Below are 20288 nucleotides of genomic sequence, written 5' to 3'. Positions count from 1 at the left end.
TCATCAGAGTGACAGCCTACTCTCCCCTGCGCCATTTTTCAAACATCAGCCTTTGCTGTGGATTGAGTTTGCCATCCAGTGTGTTGCGACTGCCATCCAATCGTTGGTCTTTGATGCGCTGCCGAATCTCGCGTTCGCCAATCTGAACTTCGATCAGCAATTCGCGTGCAGATATACGTAACGCACCCTGACCAAAAATCACATGTTGCTCGGTCATATCGCTCGTCGCCACATAGATTTGCCTACGCCGATGGCGCAACTGACCAACAAAGCGCTCGATCGCCTCGTCCGCAGTTTCCTTTTCTTTGGTAAAGTACAGCTCGACGCGTCCTTGCTCGTATGACTTGCCCAGCCCGGGCACACGGTAAGCATCAAATACAGCAACGACACGCTGACCGGAATATGCCTGATAGTTTGCCAACCGTTCTAGCAGTCGATCGCGAGCCTCCTGTAGGCTGCTCTCCGCCAGTTCTACCAGTTCGGGCCACGATCCGATCATGTTATAACCATCTACCAGCAGAACATCGCGAAGATCATTCATAGGTCTAACCCAATGCCTGACGGCGGCGGAGCACTTCGTACATCACAACGCCAGCAGCGACGGATGCATTCAGTGAATTGATCTGTCCCTGCATCGGGAGCTGCACCAGCACATCGCATTTTTCGCGGATGAGTCTGCCCATGCCTTTACCTTCATTGCCGATAACAACAGCAACTGGACCTGTAAATACGTCAGCCTGATACAGACTACTGTCGGTGTTGACGTCCGTACCGACGACCCACACACCTTGCTCTTTGAGTCGATCAATCGTTTGTCCCAGATTGGTTACGCGTGCCACTGGTACATATTCCACTGCACCCGCAGATGTTTTGGATACGGTAGCAGTAATACCTGCCGAGCGACGCTTAGGAATGATAACTCCGTGCACACCGGTGCAATCTGCTGTACGCAAAATCGAGCCCAGATTGTGCGGGTCTTCAATCTCGTCCAACAGCAGGATAAAGGGAGCTTCTCCTTTGGCATGTGCTGCTGCCAAAATATCTTCAACCTCAGCGTATTCATAAGGTGCTGCCTGAGCAATGACACCCTGATGCTGTACGCCAGGTACGAAGCTGTCCAGTTTACGCTTATCGACGTACTGGATTACGATCCCTTTTTCGCGTGCTTCCGCTACAACAGGCTGCACGAGGTTTTTCTGTGCGCCGTCGGCGATCCATATTTTATTAATACTTCTTCCGGCACGCAGTGCTTCCGTTACGGAATGCTTACCGGCGATATATTCTTCTTCCATCCTGTTTCCTCCTGTGTACTACAATTCACGTTGCTGCTTATTACCCGCTTTGTAGGCTTGTGCATAAGCAGCGATCTCATTTTATTCTGTATAGCTCGATAGCTCGATAGCTCGATAGCTCGATAGCTCGATAGCTCGATAGCTCGATAGCTCGATAGCTCGACTAAATTATACTTTCGGTTGTTGCTCCAGATGATGGATTGCTGTCGTAATTAGTTCCAGAATGCGCTGTTGTTGTCCGCGATAGTACAGATAGCCAATCAGACATTCCCATGCTGTTGCATAACGGTAATCCAGCACGCTAGCATTTTTGGGCACTGTACCGGATTTGGCATTGCGTCCCTGACGAACGATACTAGCTTCATCCTCGGTCAGCATCGGTTCTACATGCAGAAGCATACGAGCCTGAGCGCCAGCGGAAACAAAGCTTGTCGATAAGCGGTGCATATGATTGGGACGCAGATTTTTGCCAGACAAGATATACTGTCTGACGGCTACTTCGTGAATAGCATCGCCCAGATAAGCTAGCGCCAGCGGTGGCAACTGCTCTAACGGACGAGAAGGCGGGAATGGAAACCAGCCTTCAAATGGTTGATCCTGTTCTGGAGAGGTCATGATGTCATTCCTCCCATCATTTGCGGCGCCATCTCATGCCTTGCGGCGTATCTTCGAGAATGATGCCCTGTGCGGACAGCAGATCACGAATTTCATCCGAACGTGCCCAGTTTTTGTTGCTACGGGCTTCGACGCGTTCCGCAATCAGTTGCTCTACATCTTCGTCGAGCAGTTGTTCTTCCGCCCAGTACAGACGCAGCACTTCGTTCATTTCGTTAAACAGTGCCAACAATGCTTCCAGCGACGCTTTTTGTACTACTTCGCGTTGCAGCAGTTGGTTCGCTTCATTCACCCATTCGAATACAGCAGTGATTGCATCCGGCGTATTGAAGTCATCCTGCATTTTCTCATGGAATAGAGCACGGATTTCGTTTACACGAGCTGTCAGCTGTGCATCTGCTGGAGATACGGTATCCGAAGAGGATAGACGGTGCTGCACATTGCTAACGGCATTGGAGATACGCTCTACGCTATTTTCTGCCTGTGTCATCGTATCGTCGGTATAGTTAAGCGGATTACGATAGTGAGTAGACAGCATCAGATAACGGATCGCTGCTGGCTTGTGTGCGGCGCGCAGGTCTTTGACCAGAATACCGTTACCAAGCGATTTGGACATTTTCTCATCGTCGATACGGATAAAGCCATTATGCATCCAGTAGTTGGATAGCGGCTTGCCTGTCACCGACTCAGATTGAGCGCATTCGCATTCATGGTGTGGAAACTGAAGATCTTGTCCACCACCGTGAATATCCAGAGTATCGCCCAGATAATGACGCGCCATCGCAGAGCACTCGATATGCCAGCCCGGACGACCATTCCCCCATGGACTTTCCCAGAAAATCTCACCCGGTTTGGCTGCTTTCCACAGTACGAAGTCTTCGGGATTTTCCTTACGTTTATCGACTTCGATACGAATACCGAATTGCAGTTCATCCAGCTTCTGATGCGACAGTTGTCCGTATTGCGGGAATTTGCGTGTACGGAAATAGACATCGCCTTCTTTGGCATAGGCGTAGCCTTTGTCGACCAGTGTACCGATAAAGTCCAGAATAATATCCATATTCTCGGTTACGCGCGGATGGATGGTAGCGCGGCGAATACCCAACCCTTCCAGATCGGCAAAATAAGCATCAATAAACCGTTCAGCCACTTCGATGACGGTCGTATTCAATTCTTCCGCTTTGCGAATGAGCTTGTCATCGACATCGGTAAAATTCACTGCATAATCGACTTTATAATTTTGATTTTCCAAATAGCTGCGCACGACGTCAAAAAAGATCATCGGACGTGCATTTCCGATATGGATATAGTCATAAACGGTCGGACCGCATACGTACATCTTCACTTCGCCAGCGATCTGGCTAACAAACTCTTCTTTCTTGCGGTTCATGGTATTGTAAATTTGCAATGCCATACGTTCATCCCTTCCCTGTATACACGATATGTTTGAATGTCTACTTGATCGTTCTATGATCCAAGCTACTATAGGCACCATGTTACCATATTCCGCATTTATGACGAATGTCGGTTATGATCGCGTCCTGCCATCAGTCTGTGATCAATCTGACGTTGCTGCTGTTCCAGCTCCTGCTTGAGTCGATCAATCTCGGCTTGTAGCTCTGCCAGTCTTGATGCAACCGGATCGGGCATCTGGTGACTCAGACGATCCGCACGCTTGCCGTCTTGAATAACGATTTTGCCGGGAATTCCGACTACTGTGCTATTCGGCGGTACTTCGCGCAGTACAACAGAGTTGGAGCCGATATTGGAATTGGAGCCGACGGAGAAGGAACCGAGAATTTTGGCACCGGAGCCGATCACGACGCTATTACCAATCGTGGGATGGCGCTTTCCTTTTTCTTTGCCTGTACCGCCCAATGTTACGCCTTGATAAACAACAACATCATCGCCGATCTCGCATGTCTCGCCGATGACAACACCCATACCATGATCAATAAACAGCCGCTTACCAATCGTTGCGCCCGGATGGATCTCGATTCCAGTCATAAAACGACTAAGCTGCGAAATCACACGGGCAATCGTAAAAAACTTTTTGCCATAAAACCAGTGAGCAAGCCGGTGTCCCCAGATTGCATGCAGTCCTGAATAGGTAAAGATGACTTCAAACCAGCCACGCGCAGCGGGGTCATTATCAAATACAGCGCGGACATCAGATCTTAAATTGGTCAGCATTGGTTTACCTCTCCTTGCTTACGCTCATTAAAAAACGCCCCCGCAGCCCGAAGGCTGCAGAGGCGTCGATTTACGCGGTTCCACTCTGCTTGGGAGAACGTCATATTCTGCACAATATGATTGATCGGCAGACGATGGAGTTGTCCCAACTTATGCAGTCCGTAACGTAAGACCAGACGGCAAAGCCTACTTACTTGCCCTGCTCTTTTCTTCAAATTGAGGGAAAGACAACGGGAATGTTCGGCTTTGCGGCTCACAGGTGCATGTTCAGTCTGTCCGAAGTGGATGATTCTCAGCCGCCTGTCTGTTTGCAACAGGGTCATCCTCTCTGGAACTTCGATTTCAGACTTACTTTTCCTGCTCATTGCCATTATATGGATAAAATTAGTTATATTCAGATGTTCATCACAATTGCTGCTTCAGGTGATCATTATAACGGACTGCGGCGGATTAAACAATATGCAATTCAGTCGACAATCAAGCGCCTGCAATCTGGGATTGAAGACGTTCGATTACACGATCGCGTCCTAGCAAATAAATGGTATGGTTCAGATCGCGGCCATGCATTTCGCCAGTCAGTGCAACGCGGATTGGCATAAACAGTTGTTTGCCTTTGTAACCTGTTTCCTTTTGCACTTCTTTGATCAGCGTTGCCGCTACAGTTGGGCTGAACTCGGATGATGCTTGGATTTTGTCCAACAATGCTTGCAATACCGGTTTCACATGTTCTTCACTCAGCAACTGCTGGGCTTCGGCATCCAATTGCAGATCCGAACGGAAGAACATTTCGGACAGTCCTACGATATCAGAAGCGGCAACCAGCTGCTCCTGATACAGTGCCACCAGATCATGCGCCCATGCTTGTTGTTCTTCGCTCAACTCAGCTGGCAAACGACCCGCTTTTTGCAGATGTGGAATTGCTATCGCAGTAATACGGTCGGTATTGGCATGTTTGATGTACGTATTGTTCAGATGCGCCAGTTTGTTCGTATCGAATACAGCCGGGCTTTTGGATAGACGTTTCGCATTGAAAATACGGATTAGATCATCATGTGAGAAGATTTCTTCTTCTCCTTCTGGCGACCAGCCCAGCAGGGCGATAAAGTTGAACAGGGCTTCCGGCAGATAACCCAGTTGATCATACTGCTCGATAAACTGAATGATCGACTCATCACGCTTACTCAGCTTTTTGTGATTTTCGTTGACGATCAAGGTCATATGACCGAATTGCGGCGGTTCCCAGCCTAATGCTTCATAGATCATCAATTGACGCGGTGTATTGGATACATGGTCTTCCCCGCGCAGTACATGAGAAATCTCCATCAGATGATCATCCAGTGCAACGGCAAAGTTGTACGTTGGAATGCCGTCTTTTTTAACAATAACAAAGTCGCCTGTATCTTCTGTTGTAAAGGAAATTTCGCCTTTGACGATATCGTTGAAGGTATAGGTTTTATTTTCTGGTACACGGAAACGGATGCTTGGTACACGTCCTTCGGCTTCAAAGGCAGCGCGCTGCTCATCACTCAGATTGCGATGTTTACCAGAATAACGCGGCGTCTCACCGCGGGCAATTTGCTCTTCGCGTTCCTGCTCCAGCTCTTCCTCAGTGGAGTAGCATTTGTAAGCTAAGCCACGGTTGAGCAGGTCTTCCCAATATGGACGATACAGATCCAGACGCTCGGTCTGACGATACGGACCATAGTTGCCGCCTACATCGATACTTTCATCCCATTCGATACCGAGCCATTTCAGATAAGACAGCTGATTCTCCTCGCCGCCCTCTACGTTGCGCTTCACATCGGTATCTTCAATCCGAATAATAAACTTGCCACCTTGACTGCGGGCAAACAAATAATTAAACAAAGCAGTACGAGCGTTACCGATATGCAGGTGTCCGGTTGGACTTGGTGCATAGCGTACGCGTATTTCGTTAGACATCTTTAGTTCCTCCCTGGTTGAACAACATTCAGATTCTATTGGTGTTATTTGTACACCAATGAGCTATACTTCTTTTGATTCGCGAAGCTAGTGTTAGGCTTCCTTCACAAGACAAATGACTGCCTGAGCAGCAATTCCTTCACCGCGTCCAGCAAAGCCGAGCCATTCGGTTGTTGTTGCTTTGACGTTTACTTGATCAATCTCCGCTTGTAGTACGGAAGCAATCACTTCCGCCATCTGCGGAATATACGGAGCCATCTTCGGCTTTTGCGCGATAATGGTTGCATCGACATTGCCTAGTACGTAACCGCGCTCACGGATGAGTCCCCATACATGCTGTAGCAGTTTCACACTGTCCGCATCCTTGAATTCTGGATCGGTATCGGGAAAATGCTTGCCAATATCCCCCAGCGCCAGTGCGCCTAGCGCTGCATCGGCAATCGTATGCAACAGCACGTCTGCATCGGAATGACCGAGCAGTCCTTTTTCATATGGAATGGTCACTCCACCAATGATGCACGGGCGGCCCTCGACCAGCTGATGCACATCAAATCCTTGACCTATACGAATCATGATAAATTCTCTCCCTTGTGTGTCAATAAATAAGCAGCATAATCCAGATCGTCCGGTGTTGTCAGCTTAATATTGCTATAGCTGCCTTCCACTACGGTTACCGGAATACCAAGTCGTTCTACCAACATTGCATCATCTGTACCGCGAAAATGCTGTTCTTCCGCCTGCTGATGTGCATTCCGCAAATCGGTTGAGCGAAACGTCTGCGGTGTCTGAATCGCCCATAATGTACTGCGATCCGGTGTACCTGTAATATGCAGCTGCTGATCGACCTGCTTAATCGTATCCTTCACTGGCACCGCCAATACAGACGCACCTGCACGCTGTGCCGCTTCCAGACACTGCTCAATATGCTGTTCAGTAATAAATGGACGTACCCCGTCATGCACCATTACCCAGTCAGACTGAATCTGCTCCAAGCCACGGTATACCGATTCCTGACGATCCTGTCCACCAACGACAACAGCTCGAACTTTGTGCAGTCCATATTGTTGTACCCATTCCCGGCAACGCTCTACATCCTCCGTCCCCGTAACGATGACGATCTCTTCCGCAACAGCCGAGCGTTCAAACACTTCCAGTGTATGTATTATAATCGGTTTATCCTGTAGCTTCAGATACTGTTTGCTCTCCACCGTGCCCATACGCGAGCCTTTGCCCGCCGCTACGACGATGATTCCAGCTTTATTTGTCATACTCCCCATCCTTACCGGTTGCTATCCACACCTGTATGATTGCAAGGCGTGCGAATTCCATTTCTTAATAATATACCCGGCGGCACCAACAGCACAACAGCGAATACCGCTGACACGTATGCACACACTGCCATTGTCAGCATGGAGCATGATATTTCCCCGCGTAGACGTCGTTTCGTTCACGCTTGCTCTTTAATCGTCGTGTTGCTCTATATGTTCTTCTGTATGTGGACGTGCAAAGACCATTTTACCATTGGATGTTTGCAGTACACTTGTTACGATCACTTCTAGTTCTTGCCCGATATGATCCTTTCCCTGTTCAACGACAATCATTGTCCCATCATCCAAATAGGCAATGCCCTGTCCTGGTTCTTTGCCGGCGCGAGTCATCTGTACATATAACAGTTCACCAGCAACGAGTTGTGGCTTGAGTAGAGCAGCAAGACGGTTGACCGACAATATGCGGATATCATGTAGTTCGGCAATTTGCTGCAAATTCCGATCATTCGTAATGAGCGCCGCCTTGCGCGCTGCTGCCAACTGTACAAGTCGCTCATCTGCACGTACACTGTCCGAGTAATGAGTTGATGCTACTTCCAATTCAATTCCTGATTGCTCCCGTAAACGAGTGAGCGTATCCAGCCCTTTTTTGCCTCGTTGACGACGTAGTGTATCCGCAGAATCGGCAATAAATTGTAGTTCCTGTACGATAAAATCAGGTACGATCACGATTCCCTGTATAAATCCGCAAGCGATAATCCCTTCGATTCTGCCATCAATAGCGATATTGGCATCCATAATACTAATGGCTGGCATTCTGGAAATGAGCATATCTGCGTGATTCTTATCAGTCGGCAATGGTTTGACCGTCTGTTCCTTACTTTCCGGCATATTATAATTAGAATTGTGTGTCGGATGCTGAACGTGATGACGTACGTGGTTACGTTCTGTATACAATAATTCGCCAGCACGTTCATAACCAGTACGAAGCCCTAGATAACCTAGTGTAAGCATTAGAAAGGTTCGGACCACCTCGTACACACTCGGCCACCATGCAATGACAAGCGCGCCCAGCCAGCCAATCAGCAAACCGATGAGCAAGCCGAACGAGGCGGCAAGCACCTTTTCCGCTGGTAATGCCAGTACTTGCACGCGTTGACGTTCAATCAACAGCAGCAGACGACGAAGCAGCAATGATAACAATACCGCTGCTACTACAATGATCCCAATATGAATTGCCATCATCCCTACACTATCTGGTTTCCCTCCTATTATTGCCATCCATGACATCCATGACATCCATGACATCCATGACATCCATGACATCCATTGTTCCAGCATCTGACTATCCCCTTTGTTGTAATAAAGTGCATAAAAAAAGCATTCATTCCCCTTTAGAAGTAGAGAAATAAATGCTTTTTCATTATCTATCTGCTGAGCCGTCAACCGCTTAACGAAGCGATTCCTTGGAGCGATTCTCATCATCACGGCGGGCATGACGGCGCATCAGTCTTCGAATATTCTGTTTGAAGCCATACAGCGCATACGCTGCTAGCGGTACGAAGATCAGTTTGGATACCTGATCAGGGAACATAATTGCAATAACTACACCGGCAGCAACTACAATCGGTGCGAGCCAGAGAGCTTTTTTGGGAATGCCGACTTTTTTGAAATTCGGATATCTCACCTGACTGACCATCAGATACGACAGCATAAAGGTACTGATAATCATATAAGGAGTAGATACTTCATTATGGAATAGCGAGAGCGTTGCTAATACGCCACCAGCCGCTGGAATCGGCAATCCGGTAAAATAACCCGGTACACCGGCTTTGACATTAAATCTGGCTAGTCGCATCGCTCCACACATCGGAAAAATCAGAGCAGCAGAGATCGCGAGAACAGGGTTAATGTCTTTGAAGACCATATCGTACATGATGACGATTGGAGCTACACCAAATGAAACAAGGTCAGACAGGGAATCCAGTTCCTTCCCCAACTCGCTCTGCGCATTGAGCGCGCGTGCCATCCGTCCGTCCAGACCATCCATTAACATCGCTACAATAACCATGACTGCCGCAAGGCTATAGTTATCGTGTAGCGCCAGTAAAATAGCCAACATTCCAAGTCCCAGGTTAAACAGCGTACACAGGTTTGGAATTGATTTTGTTATCATTTTGTCTTGTCACCTCAAAGATGGATATATTAACCAATTAACTCTACGATTCTATCGCTTTTAGATTTGTCTGTCAATAAATACTTGCTCCTGGATGCGTTCCAGACCAGCACGAATTGTACGTGCGCGTACTTCACCGATACCGTCCACTTCATCCAGCTCGTCAATGCTCGCGGAAATGACATGATGCAAAGCAGCAAAACGCTCTACCAGATTGTTGATGATCACATTTGGCAAACGTGGAATCTTGTTCAATACACGATAACCGCGCGATGGCACCACTTCCTCGGATTGGGCAGCCGCCATCGGATAGCCAAGCATTTTGACGATCTGATTGACGTCCATTAGTTCATTATCGGTAATCCGCTTCAATCCGTTAACGATTTCATCCAAACGCTCATCGCTAATATCGCGACCATAATCTTTGAGCAGTAAGCGGAATTCTTCTTCCGTATTACCGACCAGCTCATCCATCTGCATCGAGATCAGACGACCTTCCGCCCCGAGTTCCGTTACATAGCGACTGATTTCGGTCTGAATACGTAGTACCATTTCGACACGCTGTACGACGCCGATTACCTCAGCAATCGTCACCATCTGCTCAAATTCGGAAGCTGTCAGATTGGTCAACGCCTGCTTGAGCACCACTTGATACCGCTCCAGCGTCTGAATCGCTTGATTCGCTTTGGTCAAAATCACACCGATTTCCTTGAGCGCATACCGCAAATTCCCTTTGTACAATGTAATGATATTGCGGCGCTGGGAAATGGAAATGACCAGCTCCCCTGTCTGTTTGGCAACACGTTCAGCTGTCCGGTGACGAATCCCCGTCTCAATCGACGAGATAGACGAATCAGGAATCAACTGCGTATTGGCATACAAGATCCGCTTCAGATCATCACTCAGAATGATCGCTCCATCCATCTTCGCCAGCTCATACAAGTAGTTGGGTGAGAACTCGCAATCGATAGAAAATCCACCATCGACTACATTCATGACCTGCGATGTTGAGCCAACGACGATCAGTCCGCCCGTTTTGGCACGCAGCACATTTTCCAGACCGTCGCGGAATGCGGTGCCGGGTGCAACCATTTTCAATAACCGATTAATTTTCTCAGCCTGGCTGAGCTCCTTCATCAACTGTTCCTCCTAGTCCAACGCAGCTTTTAATGCTTCCGCTATTGTATTAACTCCAATCAACTTAATATCTTTTGGATGTGTCCAGCCTTTGAGACTTTTCTCCGGCATGATGACGCGTTTGAAGCCTAGCTTCGCCGCTTCCTTGACCCGTTGTTCTGCACGCGATACGCCGCGAACCTCACCAGTCAGACCAATCTCGCCAAACACAACGTCCTCTGGCTTGGTTGGTGCATCGCGGAAACTGGAAGCCAGACTGACCGCAATTGCCAGATCGACCGCCGGTTCATCCAGTCTTACACCACCAGCTACATTCAGATAAGCATCCTGATTTTGCAAAAACAAGCCCATTCGCTTTTCCAATACAGCGATAATCAGTGCGAGCCGATTGTTGTCGATGCCCGTACCCATCCGGCGTGGTGAAGGAAAATGTGTTGCCGCTACCAGCGCCTGAATCTCTACTAGCATCGGCCTTGTGCCTTCCATACTCGCGATAACGGTAGAACCTGCCGCTCCTGCCGACCGTTCCGACAAGAACAGCTCCGACGGATTGGATACCTCGGTCAGACCTTCCTCATGCATTTCAAAAATACCCATCTCGTTCGTTGAGCCAAACCGGTTCTTCACCGCTCGTAGCAGCCGGTACGTATGATGACGCTCTCCCTCAAAATAAAGCACGCAATCTACCATATGCTCCAGCATGCGCGGTCCCGCAATTGCACCTTCTTTGGTCACATGACCGACCAGCACAGTAGCGATACCGCGAATTTTGGCAATGCGCATAAAGCGTGACGTACATTCACGCACTTGGGACACGCTACCGGGTGCGCTCGTAACTTCCGGCTGGTACACCGTCTGAATGGAGTCAATGACAAGGAAATTCGGATTAAGGTTATCAATCGCTTCCTCGATAATCTCCATATTACTTTCGCACAATACAAACAATTCATTGGATAACGCACCAAGTCGCTCTGCACGCAGCTTCGTCTGGCGTACCGATTCTTCACCGGAAATGTACAGCACCCGCAGCCCTTTGACCGCTAGTGCATGCGACGTTTGCAGCAGCAGCGTCGATTTACCAATTCCCGGATCACCGCCAACCAGCACGAGCGAACCCGGCACTACACCGCCACCAAGTACACGATTCAACTCATGGATACCGGTTTGAATGCGCGGCTCCTGACCTGCTTCTACTTCGGTAATCGCTTGCGGCTTCACCGATGTTGGCGTTTGGAACAGGCTGGAATTCATGCCTTGTGTTTTGACAGCTGACGTTTCCTTTTCTTCCACCATTGTATTCCAGGATTGGCATCCCGGACATTTGCCATACCATTTGGGCGATTCATAGCCGCAGTCGGTACAGAAAAATTTTGTTTTTACTTTTGCCATGGACGTCCCTTTCTATATATACGCTCAATCACGTTGAATTTTGAGAACCATCTGTTCTGCAACAGACAGGATTTTGCAGTCTATTTACATTATAACATTAAAAAGGCTGGTTCCGAGGGCATATTTGCCTCTGGAACCAACCTTTATTTTAACGATGCTTTCGTATCGCCTCAGCGTCTATACATACGCATGGTAGCGGGTAAAGTTGCTATATTCAGTGCAGGATAAGTTGGAAAATCCAACATTACCATTTCCCATCAAACGCTACAATCCAGTATAATCAGGATTTCGCTTCGTTTGCAGAAACACTGTCGCTTTCTTCGGAAGGCGTTACTTTGTCAACAGACAGCGTACCTTCTTTTTCGTCGATCAGCAAGGTATCGCCTTTTTTCACACTACCAGTGAGCAACTCCTCGGACAGACGATCCTCAATATGCTTCTGAATAGCACGACGCAGTGGACGCGCACCGTAAGCAGGATCAAATCCTTCTTTGGCAAGGAATGCTTTTGCGGAATCCGTGAGTGTGAAGTCGACTGCATATTCACGCAGACGCTTGCGCAGCTCTTCGGACATGAGCGTAACGATCTCGGCAATGTGCTTCTCTTCCAGCGAGTGGAATACGATCACATCGTCGATGCGGTTCAAGAACTCTGGACGGAAGTGACGTTTCAATTCGTCGGTCACTTTGCCCTTCATGTTGTTGTACTCAGCACCGGAATCAACCGCTGCGGTAAAGCCGAGTGTCGTATTGCGACGAATCGCTTCTGCACCTACATTGGAAGTAAGAATGATCAGCGTATTGCGGAAATCGACAACACGACCTTTGGAATCGGTCAAACGACCATCTTCCAGTACTTGCAACAGGATGTTGAACACTTCCGGGTGAGCTTTCTCGATCTCATCCAGCAGGACAACAGAATATGGTTTACGACGTACTTTTTCGGTCAATTGACCGCCTTCTTCATAGCCTACATATCCCGGAGGCGCACCGACCAGACGTGAAGTCGAATGTTTCTCCATGTACTCGGACATATCGATGCGGATGATTGCATTCTCATCACCAAACATCGATTCTGCGAGCGCACGAGCAAGCTCCGTTTTACCAACACCAGTAGGGCCGAGGAAGATAAATGAACCCATAGGACGCTTCGGATCTTTCAGTCCAGCACGCGCACGACGAATCGCACGGCTGACAGCAACGACAGCTTCATCCTGACCGATTACACGCTCATGCAGCAAGCTTTCCATATTGAGCAAACGATCGGTTTCTTCTTCTTTCAGTTTCGTTACCGGAATACCTGTCCAGTTCGCTACGATATCAGCGATATCTTCCGGGGTAACTTCAGAATCAGTACGACCTTGTTTTTCTTTCCATTGGTTCTTCGTTGTATCCAGCTCTTCGCGAATCTTTTGCTCGGTATCGCGCAGTGCTGCCGCTTTTTCAAACTCCTGACTTTGTACAGCCGCGTCTTTTTCCTTGCGGATATCTTCGAGACGGCTTTCCAGTTGTTTCAGGTTTGGCGGAATGGTATACGAATTCAGTCGTACTTTGGAACCTGCTTCATCGATCAAGTCGATCGCTTTGTCCGGCAGGAAGCGGTCGGTAATATAACGATCCGACAGTTTAACTGCCTGTTCGATCGCTTCATCAGTAATTTTTACACGGTGATGCGCTTCGTAACGATCGCGCAGACCCATCAGAATCTGAACTGCTTCGTCCGGCGACGGTTGATCCACCGTAATCGGCTGGAAACGACGTTCCAGAGCAGCATCTTTTTCAATATATTTGCGATATTCATCCAGCGTAGTCGCACCGATACATTGCAGCTCACCACGAGCCAGTGCAGGCTTCAGAATGTTAGATGCGTCAATCGCACCTTCTGCGCCACCGGCACCGATCAGTGTATGCAGCTCATCAATGAACAGTACGATATTGCCCGCTTGACGAATCTCGTCCATGATTTTTTTGAGGCGGTCTTCAAACTCACCGCGATATTTGGTTCCAGCAACAACCGAACCCATATCCAATGTCATGACGCGTTTGTCACGCAGTGTTTCCGGAATTTCGTTGTTGATGATTTTTTGTGCCAGACCTTCGGCGATAGCTGTTTTACCAACACCCGGTTCACCGATCAATACTGGATTATTCTTGGTACGGCGACTCAGAACTTGAATAACGCGTTCAATTTCTTTGCTACGTCCAATAACTGGGTCCAGATTGCTATCCTTGGCAATAGCCGTCAGATCGCGTGCCAGACTGTCCAGCGTCGGTGTGCTGACATTTGCAGGTGTACCATGATGACTAGATACTGCCTCATTGCTGCCCAGCAGCTGCAACACTTGTTGACGCGCTTTGTTCAAGCTGATGCCCAAATTGTTCAATACGCGAGCAGCAACGCCTTCACCCTCACGGATCAGACCGAGCAGGATATGCTCTGTGCCGACATACGTATGACCAAGCTTGCGCGCTTCGTCCATCGACAGCTCGATGACTTTTTTCGCACGCGGGGTATACGCGATATTAGTAGGTTGCTCTTGACCGCGGCCAATCAGCGATTCTACCTCATCCTGAATTTTCTCAAGTCCAAGACCCAGACCGATCAGCGCTTTGGCAGCGATGCCTTCGCCTTCACGAATCAATCCAAGCAAAATATGCTCTGTACCGATGTTGTTGTGACCGAGACGAACCGCTTCCTCCTGAGCCAATGCCAGGACTTTTTGCGCTCGCTCCGTAAATCTGCCAAACATCATATTGAAGCACCTCCACGGTTTAGTCTTCTACATGTACATTACCCAATGTATCGCGGATCAGCTGCGCCCTGTACATATCGCGTTCTCCTGATCCCATTTTAACACCGAACGTTTTCTGAAGGAAACCCGGTTGTGTCATAATCAGTAATTCGTTCATTTGAACGACCGATGCTCGATCAATCAATCCGAGATCCACGCCAAGCCGCACATCCGAGATTCGCTGAAATGCTTCTTTGGCATCCATCATCGTTGCATAAGACAAAATGCCATAAGAGCGCATAATGCGATCCGTAATACGCAGCTTGGATTCAGTTAACAGCCGACTGCGTGCATGCTGTTCATATTCAATAATCTGCATGACTACACTGCGCAGATTGTCGATAATCTCATCCTCAGACAATCCCAGTGTAATCTGGTTAGAAATTTGAAACATATTCCCGATCGCTTCACTGCCTTCGCCGTACAATCCACGAATCGCCAAGCCTACCTGCGATACCGCCGATAAAATACGACCAACCTGATTGAGAATCGCCAGCGCTGGCAGATGAAGCATAACCGATGCGCGTAAGCCTGTTCCCAGATTGGTTGGGCAGCTGGTCAGATAACCACGCCGATCATCAAATGCATAATCGACGACCTTTTCAAAAGCATCATCGATCTGCGACGCCCGTTGCCATGCCTCCTGCAATTGAAAGCCTGGGTACAGACACTGAATGCGCAGATGATCTTCCTCGTTCAGCATAATGCTGACCGCCTCATCATCTGTTAACAGTACCGCACCTGCTTTGGAATCATTGATCAAACTAGGACTGATCAAATGCTTCTCCATCAGCACTTCCTTGTCGACATCATTCAGCTCGTTTAGGACGATCGGCTCGAACGGTCCAAGCGCTTGTACACCTTCATCTTCCAGCGCAGCTGTGAGCTGCTGGCGTACCTGCTCCGCCTGTTCAACGGAAGACACAATCGGGAATGGCTGATGCACCAGATTTCGGGCGATACGCACCCTGCTACTGATGACAACATCCGAATAATCTCCGCCCTTTTGCATCCATTCGCTCAAAGGCTTTTCAGTAAAACGGAGACCCGGCATACGTCATTCCTCCTTACGACTCCTGTGAAATTTGCTTTTCCAGCTCACGAATCTGATCGCGCAACTGGGCAGCCTGTTCAAATTCTTCTTCAGCGATACGCTGCTGCAACTCATGACGCAGCTCATGCACCTGACGTCTTGCCTTAATCTGCCCTCCAACACGCTCAGGCAGCTTGCCCGCATGAGCGGTACTGCCATGCACGCGTTTCAGTAACGGATCAAGCTGACGGTCAAACGTAGGATAGCAAGAACTGCATCCAAAACGTCCTAGCTTGCGGAACTGCGCATACGTCATGCCACATTCTGGACATTGCAGCTGTTGAGCAGGTGTTCCTGCCGCTTTCGCTTTATTACTGGAATCAAAATCCATCAGTCCAGATAACAGATTATGAATGGAAAATCCTCCAGAAGTGCCTGGAATCAACTCCCCTTTTTCACGGGCACAGTGTTCGCAAATGTGGAATTCAGTTTTCTCGCCATTTACGATCTTGGTAAAATGAAGGGTAGCCGGCCGTTGCTGGCATTCCTGACAAATCATATTGCTATGCCTCCCTTCTTCCCTATGATCAAGACCCAAGCAATGAGATCAGCATGGCCTTCATCATTCGTGCACGGACTTCATCCCGATAGGGAAGATTGAGTGAAATCACATCCCTGCACACTACAGCACGCATCATTTCAGCTTCGCGCTTGGAGATTAGACGCGCCTCAAACAGCTGATAGATCAATCCTTCCGCTGCCGTCTGGCTCATCGCCTGACCAATACTTTCATGAATATGCGTATGAAGAGTAGAGTGTGATGGAAGTTCGATCCGGCGAATACGGATATATCCGCCGCCACCTCGTTTACTTTCCACCAGATAGCCCTTTTCCAGCGTAAAACGTGTACTGATTACATAGTTGATCTGCGACGGTACGCAGGAAAACTGATCAGCCAGATCATTACGCTGAATCTCCAATGCACCTTCACCTTCCTGAAGCATGCGTTTCAAATATTGTTCGATAATGTCGGAGATATTACGCATTGTATCCTCCTCCATGTATAGTTAAAACATGAATTCGCCAATGTTAATATCAAAGTCTGCATAAACAACACTTAACCATATCTTTTATGGTCAGAAACGAACATATTGTATAATCCCCGTAATAAGTGAAAACAACGTTTCTTGACAGGATCACATCCATTTCGTGAATAATACATTGCTGTATGCGTGCGCTGACTTTGACTTTCTTTGACTTTATAGTATTATACCATAAAATCCCGTTTTGCCAAGAGCAGAACAATGATGGTATATAAGCTACGTTTCAAAGCATAGCTGTCTATTTATTTTCACTCATGTTCAAACCTTCTTTATCCTTTTTCATGTTCATGTTCATGTTCATGTTCATGTTCATGTTCATGTTCATGTTCATGTTCAGCAATTAGTATAAATACTTTTCCATCTGCATTCAGTACCTGGGTTCCATTTTGTAAGCGAGTATAGTGTTCTTGTGCTTTGTGTGTATCCCAACCTACATGTCCGCAGCACAATAATACAGGATCAGATTTCTCCACTTCCATTCGTACACCTGCATGTCCTGGTCGACTATTGAGTGGATCATCTGGTCCCTGATGCATCATCAATACATCTGGTGACTTTTTCAGCAATCTACTCAATTGTTTTGAAAAATCGACTTCTGACATACGATTGGGCTTATCTGCTCTACCTGTGATGCCACCCAGCCCGGCGACATGTAAACCACATATAGTGTGCAGTTGCGGCTGAAGCATCCACACCGCTTGCGCGCTGGTGTTCAAATCTCGCTTCTCTTCATCTGTAAAAATATCGTGATTCCCCGACACGGCAGCAATATTCACAAACTTTTGCTGAAAAGCTTGCCAAACCGCAATCGGACTGCCACTAGAACCCCTTTTCCATATATCTGTATACAGATCACCGCAAAGCAGAATCATAACCTGTTGTTTCGAAATGTGCGGCACCTCCATTTCCAATAACAATTCTAACATTTCCGGTAATGCCTCCCCCAGAAGGCGTGGCTGAATTCCCCTCACTAAACGCTCGTTCTCATCTTGCACCAAATTCCCTGCTATATCTTCGACAATTCCCTGTAAATCAGATGTAACGATAAGTACCTTCACAGATTCCGACAATCCTCTGATTGTACCTCTATAAATAGGCAATTGCTTATGTTCAATAAACTGACTTCCCGTAGTCGGTGAAAGGTAAGACATCCATTCCAAAGGTTCTTCCTGAATATGTATAATTTCCAACATGCTGAAACCCTCTTTCCATCCAACATTCCTAATGATAACTGTATAATTTACGTTTATTCCATTTATCATAGCTTGACGATCTTGCTGCAATCAAGTACACTAGCACAAATTAATATTTTGAAACGGCCAATGAAGGGAATCCAACCCAGAGGCGTTTTCTTCAAGGAATAGCTCTATTTCCGTATAACGTTCGGTAACAGCTATGTTCCCTAAGTCAAACGGTATTCGCCCGTTATCGCGGAACCTGAGTGGATCGGAGATGGTATATTCTCCGGTTAAATTGGGTGGCACCGCGAGCAGAGCGCTCCTCGTCCCAAGTTGATGAGGAGCGCTCTTTGTGTTTTTAAAAATAATCGGCAGCCACTGCCCATCCACAAAGGAGCAAATTAATCATGCTAGACATTCAGTACATCAAACAACATCCAGAACAGTTACAACGAATTGCCGACAAAAAGCATATTCAAGTGTCGATTGAAGAACTACTAACCCAATACCAGTCGCGCAATCAACTCATGCAGCATATTGAACAATTACGCCAACAACGCAACCAACTAACCCGAAAAATCGGCACCAAGCTAAAAGCACCAGATACACCAGATACACCAGATACACCAGATACACCAGATACACCAGATACACCAGATACACCAGATACACCAGATACACCAGATACACCAGATACACCAGATACACCAGATACACCAGATACACCAGATACACCAGATACACCAGATACACCAGATACACCAGATACACCAGATACACCAGATACACCAGATACACCAGATACACCAGATACACCAGATACACCAGATACACCAGATACACCAGATACACCAGATACACTTCGATTGTTGAAAATGGAACCGGACAATGTCAACCCTTTACGAACTGATCTGCCAATAAAAAACAAACATGATCTAAATTCAGATCAGCTACGCGTAAAAGTAAAAGAAATCAATCGCCAACTACAGCACCTACAACAACAAGCAGATAGTATTCAGCACCATTATCAAACATTGCTCCAATTGGTGCCAAACTACGTATCGCCAGACACACCAGATGGACAATCGGATGAAGACAATATCGTACTCCGCCAACATGGAACACTACCAACGTTTGACTACAAAGTAAAAGACCACGTCGAACTGGGCGAACTACATCAACTGTTCGATACAACAAGAGGAGTCAAAGTCAGCGGCAGCCGTAACTATTACCTTACCGGTATGGGCGTACTGCTGCATCGCGCAGTTCAGCAATTAGCCTTCGACTTATTGATGGCTAAAGGCTACACGCCGCTCGAAGTACCGATGATGGTACGCAGTGCTGCACTGCAAAATACGGGCTTCTTTCCACTAGGTATGGATCAAACCTTCAAAATTGAGAACGAAGATCATTGGCTTACCGGTACATCGGAAGTTGCACTGGTATCGTATTACCAGAATGAAATCATCGATTGGAAAAGTGGTCCTATCAAGCTGGCAGCTGCTTCACAAAGCTTCCGCAGTGAAGTCGGCTCGGCTGGTAAAGATGTGCGAGGGTTATACCGTGTCCACCAATTTGCAAAAGTGGAACAGGTTATTCTTTGCGAAGCGAATGCAGAATTATCGGCACAGATTCATGAGGAGATTACAGCCAATGCTGAAGAACTTCTGCAACTGCTAGAGCTTCCTTATCAAGTTGTCGCCGTCTGTATCGGAGACATGTCGCAAAAAACGTACAAACAATACGACATCGAAACGTGGATGCCTGGACGACAAGCTTACGGTGAAACTCATTCGTCGTCGAACTTGCATGATTTCCAAGCCCGGCGCACCAATATTCGATATCGCACAGCAGAAGGCGAACTAAAATACTGCCATACCCTAAACAATACAGCTGTAGCTTCGCCAAGAATTCTGATCCCATTATTAGAAAATCATCAACAGGAAGACGGCAGTATTTACATCCCTGTCGCACTACGACCGTATCTTAATCAGCTTCAAAAACTGGAAGCTCCCAATACAATCGTTACCACCGATTAAACAATAAATAATAAATAGAAAAACAGCGTATGATCCCTTTATATTATTGGATCATACGCTGTTCTATGTTCTAAGTTAAAGAAAAAGTCCCAAAAAGAAAACTCTATTTACAATATTTTACTTAACTCCATTT

At 47.5% G+C, this 20288-nt stretch carries 18 protein-coding genes; 1 reads left to right on the top strand and 17 read right to left on the bottom strand.

Features of this window, described 5'->3' with window-relative positions; translation table 11 throughout:
- Positions 1–16: 16 nt before the first annotated feature.
- From ACE3MZ_RS03110 to ACE3MZ_RS03030, 17 genes are all read right to left on the bottom strand, one after another.
- Positions 17–541: an NYN domain-containing protein gene (locus ACE3MZ_RS03110; RefSeq protein ID WP_411345091.1), complete on the bottom strand. Its 525-nt coding sequence runs from the start codon at positions 539–541 to the stop codon at positions 17–19.
- A 4-nt stretch (positions 542–545) separates the two neighbouring features.
- A complete protein-coding gene (gene rlmB, locus ACE3MZ_RS03105; protein WP_411345090.1) occupies positions 546–1292 on the bottom strand; it encodes a 23S rRNA (guanosine(2251)-2'-O)-methyltransferase RlmB in 747 nt (248 codons plus the stop codon).
- A gap of 168 nt (positions 1293–1460) precedes the next feature.
- A complete protein-coding gene (locus tag ACE3MZ_RS03100) occupies positions 1461–1907 on the bottom strand; it encodes a Mini-ribonuclease 3 (RefSeq protein WP_411345089.1) in 447 nt (148 codons plus the stop codon).
- Between the two features lie 16 nt (positions 1908–1923).
- On the bottom strand, positions 1924–3321 hold the full coding sequence (gene cysS, locus ACE3MZ_RS03095) for a cysteine--tRNA ligase (RefSeq protein ID WP_411345088.1): 1398 nt from the start codon (positions 3319–3321) through the stop codon (positions 1924–1926).
- Between the two features lie 98 nt (positions 3322–3419).
- A complete protein-coding gene (gene cysE, locus ACE3MZ_RS03090; protein WP_411345087.1) occupies positions 3420–4100 on the bottom strand; it encodes a serine O-acetyltransferase in 681 nt (226 codons plus the stop codon).
- Between the two features lie 477 nt (positions 4101–4577).
- On the bottom strand, positions 4578–6041 hold the full coding sequence (gene gltX / locus ACE3MZ_RS03085; RefSeq protein WP_411345086.1) for a glutamate--tRNA ligase: 1464 nt from the start codon (positions 6039–6041) through the stop codon (positions 4578–4580).
- Between the two features lie 93 nt (positions 6042–6134).
- The gene (ispF, locus tag ACE3MZ_RS03080) at positions 6135–6614 is read right to left on the bottom strand and encodes a 2-C-methyl-D-erythritol 2,4-cyclodiphosphate synthase (RefSeq protein ID WP_411345085.1); all 480 of its coding nucleotides are present in this window, start codon (positions 6612–6614) and stop codon (positions 6135–6137) included.
- On the bottom strand, positions 6611–7309 hold the full coding sequence (gene ispD / locus ACE3MZ_RS03075) for a 2-C-methyl-D-erythritol 4-phosphate cytidylyltransferase (RefSeq protein WP_411345084.1): 699 nt from the start codon (positions 7307–7309) through the stop codon (positions 6611–6613). The genes ispF and ispD overlap by 4 nt, the downstream gene beginning before the upstream one ends.
- 192 nt (positions 7310–7501) lie before the next feature.
- Positions 7502–8590, bottom strand: a complete 1089-nt coding sequence (locus ACE3MZ_RS03070) for a PIN/TRAM domain-containing protein (RefSeq protein WP_411345083.1) — start codon at positions 8588–8590, stop codon at positions 7502–7504.
- 169 nt (positions 8591–8759) lie between these two features.
- Entirely contained in the window at positions 8760–9485 is a 726-nt protein-coding gene (gene pssA, locus ACE3MZ_RS03065; RefSeq protein WP_411345082.1) for a CDP-diacylglycerol--serine O-phosphatidyltransferase, read from the bottom strand.
- Between the two features lie 60 nt (positions 9486–9545).
- Positions 9546–10622, bottom strand: coding sequence for a DNA integrity scanning diadenylate cyclase DisA (gene disA, locus ACE3MZ_RS03060; RefSeq protein ID WP_411345081.1), 1077 nt, complete (start codon positions 10620–10622; stop codon positions 9546–9548).
- 12 nt (positions 10623–10634) lie between these two features.
- Positions 10635–12011: a DNA repair protein RadA gene (gene radA, locus ACE3MZ_RS03055; protein ID WP_411345080.1), complete on the bottom strand. Its 1377-nt coding sequence runs from the start codon at positions 12009–12011 to the stop codon at positions 10635–10637.
- 280 nt (positions 12012–12291) lie between these two features.
- Entirely contained in the window at positions 12292–14763 is a 2472-nt protein-coding gene (gene clpC, locus ACE3MZ_RS03050) for an ATP-dependent protease ATP-binding subunit ClpC (RefSeq protein WP_411345079.1), read from the bottom strand.
- 19 nt (positions 14764–14782) lie between these two features.
- The gene (locus ACE3MZ_RS03045; protein ID WP_411345078.1) at positions 14783–15856 is read right to left on the bottom strand and encodes a protein arginine kinase; all 1074 of its coding nucleotides are present in this window, start codon (positions 15854–15856) and stop codon (positions 14783–14785) included.
- 13 nt (positions 15857–15869) lie between these two features.
- A complete protein-coding gene (locus tag ACE3MZ_RS03040) occupies positions 15870–16394 on the bottom strand; it encodes a UvrB/UvrC motif-containing protein (RefSeq protein WP_411345077.1) in 525 nt (174 codons plus the stop codon).
- A gap of 28 nt (positions 16395–16422) precedes the next feature.
- Positions 16423–16881 (bottom strand): CtsR family transcriptional regulator, encoded by a 459-nt coding sequence (locus ACE3MZ_RS03035; RefSeq protein WP_411345076.1) that lies wholly within the window; start codon positions 16879–16881, stop codon positions 16423–16425.
- A 326-nt stretch (positions 16882–17207) separates the two neighbouring features.
- Positions 17208–18131 (bottom strand): metallophosphoesterase family protein, encoded by a 924-nt coding sequence (locus ACE3MZ_RS03030; RefSeq protein WP_411345075.1) that lies wholly within the window; start codon positions 18129–18131, stop codon positions 17208–17210.
- 392 nt (positions 18132–18523) lie between these two features.
- Between ACE3MZ_RS03030 and serS the strand changes: the two genes are divergently transcribed.
- A complete protein-coding gene (gene serS / locus ACE3MZ_RS03025) occupies positions 18524–20155 on the top strand; it encodes a serine--tRNA ligase (RefSeq protein WP_411345074.1) in 1632 nt (543 codons plus the stop codon).
- The last annotated feature ends 133 nt before the right edge of the window (positions 20156–20288 follow it).

Origin of the sequence: Paenibacillus sp. WLX1005 (assembly GCF_046603685.1) — a bacterium.
Classification (GTDB): Bacteria; Bacillota; Bacilli; order Paenibacillales; family Paenibacillaceae; genus Saccharibacillus.
Note: the sequence above shows the minus strand (reverse complement) of the source record. Positions and strands in the feature narration are given on the sequence as shown.

Excerpts from the sequence above, each read along its gene's own strand:
- ACE3MZ_RS03110 (WP_411345091.1), bottom strand. The coding sequence starts at position 541 with ATGAATGATCTTCGCGATGTTCTGCTGGTAGATGGTTATAACATGATC.
- rlmB (WP_411345090.1), bottom strand. The coding sequence starts at position 1,292 with ATGGAAGAAGAATATATCGCCGGTAAGCATTCCGTAACGGAAGCACTG.
- ACE3MZ_RS03100 (WP_411345089.1), bottom strand. The coding sequence starts at position 1,907 with ATGACCTCTCCAGAACAGGATCAACCATTTGAAGGCTGGTTTCCATTC.
- cysS (WP_411345088.1), bottom strand. The coding sequence starts at position 3,321 with ATGGCATTGCAAATTTACAATACCATGAACCGCAAGAAAGAAGAGTTT.
- cysE (WP_411345087.1), bottom strand. The coding sequence starts at position 4,100 with ATGCTGACCAATTTAAGATCTGATGTCCGCGCTGTATTTGATAATGAC.
- gltX (WP_411345086.1), bottom strand. The coding sequence starts at position 6,041 with ATGTCTAACGAAATACGCGTACGCTATGCACCAAGTCCAACCGGACAC.
- ispF (WP_411345085.1), bottom strand. The coding sequence starts at position 6,614 with ATGATTCGTATAGGTCAAGGATTTGATGTGCATCAGCTGGTCGAGGGC.
- ispD (WP_411345084.1), bottom strand. The coding sequence starts at position 7,309 with ATGACAAATAAAGCTGGAATCATCGTCGTAGCGGCGGGCAAAGGCTCG.
- ACE3MZ_RS03070 (WP_411345083.1), bottom strand. The coding sequence starts at position 8,590 with ATGGCAATAATAGGAGGGAAACCAGATAGTGTAGGGATGATGGCAATT.
- pssA (WP_411345082.1), bottom strand. The coding sequence starts at position 9,485 with ATGATAACAAAATCAATTCCAAACCTGTGTACGCTGTTTAACCTGGGA.
- disA (WP_411345081.1), bottom strand. The coding sequence starts at position 10,622 with ATGAAGGAGCTCAGCCAGGCTGAGAAAATTAATCGGTTATTGAAAATG.
- radA (WP_411345080.1), bottom strand. The coding sequence starts at position 12,011 with ATGGCAAAAGTAAAAACAAAATTTTTCTGTACCGACTGCGGCTATGAA.
- clpC (WP_411345079.1), bottom strand. The coding sequence starts at position 14,763 with ATGATGTTTGGCAGATTTACGGAGCGAGCGCAAAAAGTCCTGGCATTG.
- ACE3MZ_RS03045 (WP_411345078.1), bottom strand. The coding sequence starts at position 15,856 with ATGCCGGGTCTCCGTTTTACTGAAAAGCCTTTGAGCGAATGGATGCAA.
- ACE3MZ_RS03040 (WP_411345077.1), bottom strand. The coding sequence starts at position 16,394 with ATGATTTGTCAGGAATGCCAGCAACGGCCGGCTACCCTTCATTTTACC.
- ACE3MZ_RS03035 (WP_411345076.1), bottom strand. The coding sequence starts at position 16,881 with ATGCGTAATATCTCCGACATTATCGAACAATATTTGAAACGCATGCTT.
- ACE3MZ_RS03030 (WP_411345075.1), bottom strand. The coding sequence starts at position 18,131 with ATGTTGGAAATTATACATATTCAGGAAGAACCTTTGGAATGGATGTCT.
- serS (WP_411345074.1), top strand. The coding sequence starts at position 18,524 with ATGCTAGACATTCAGTACATCAAACAACATCCAGAACAGTTACAACGA.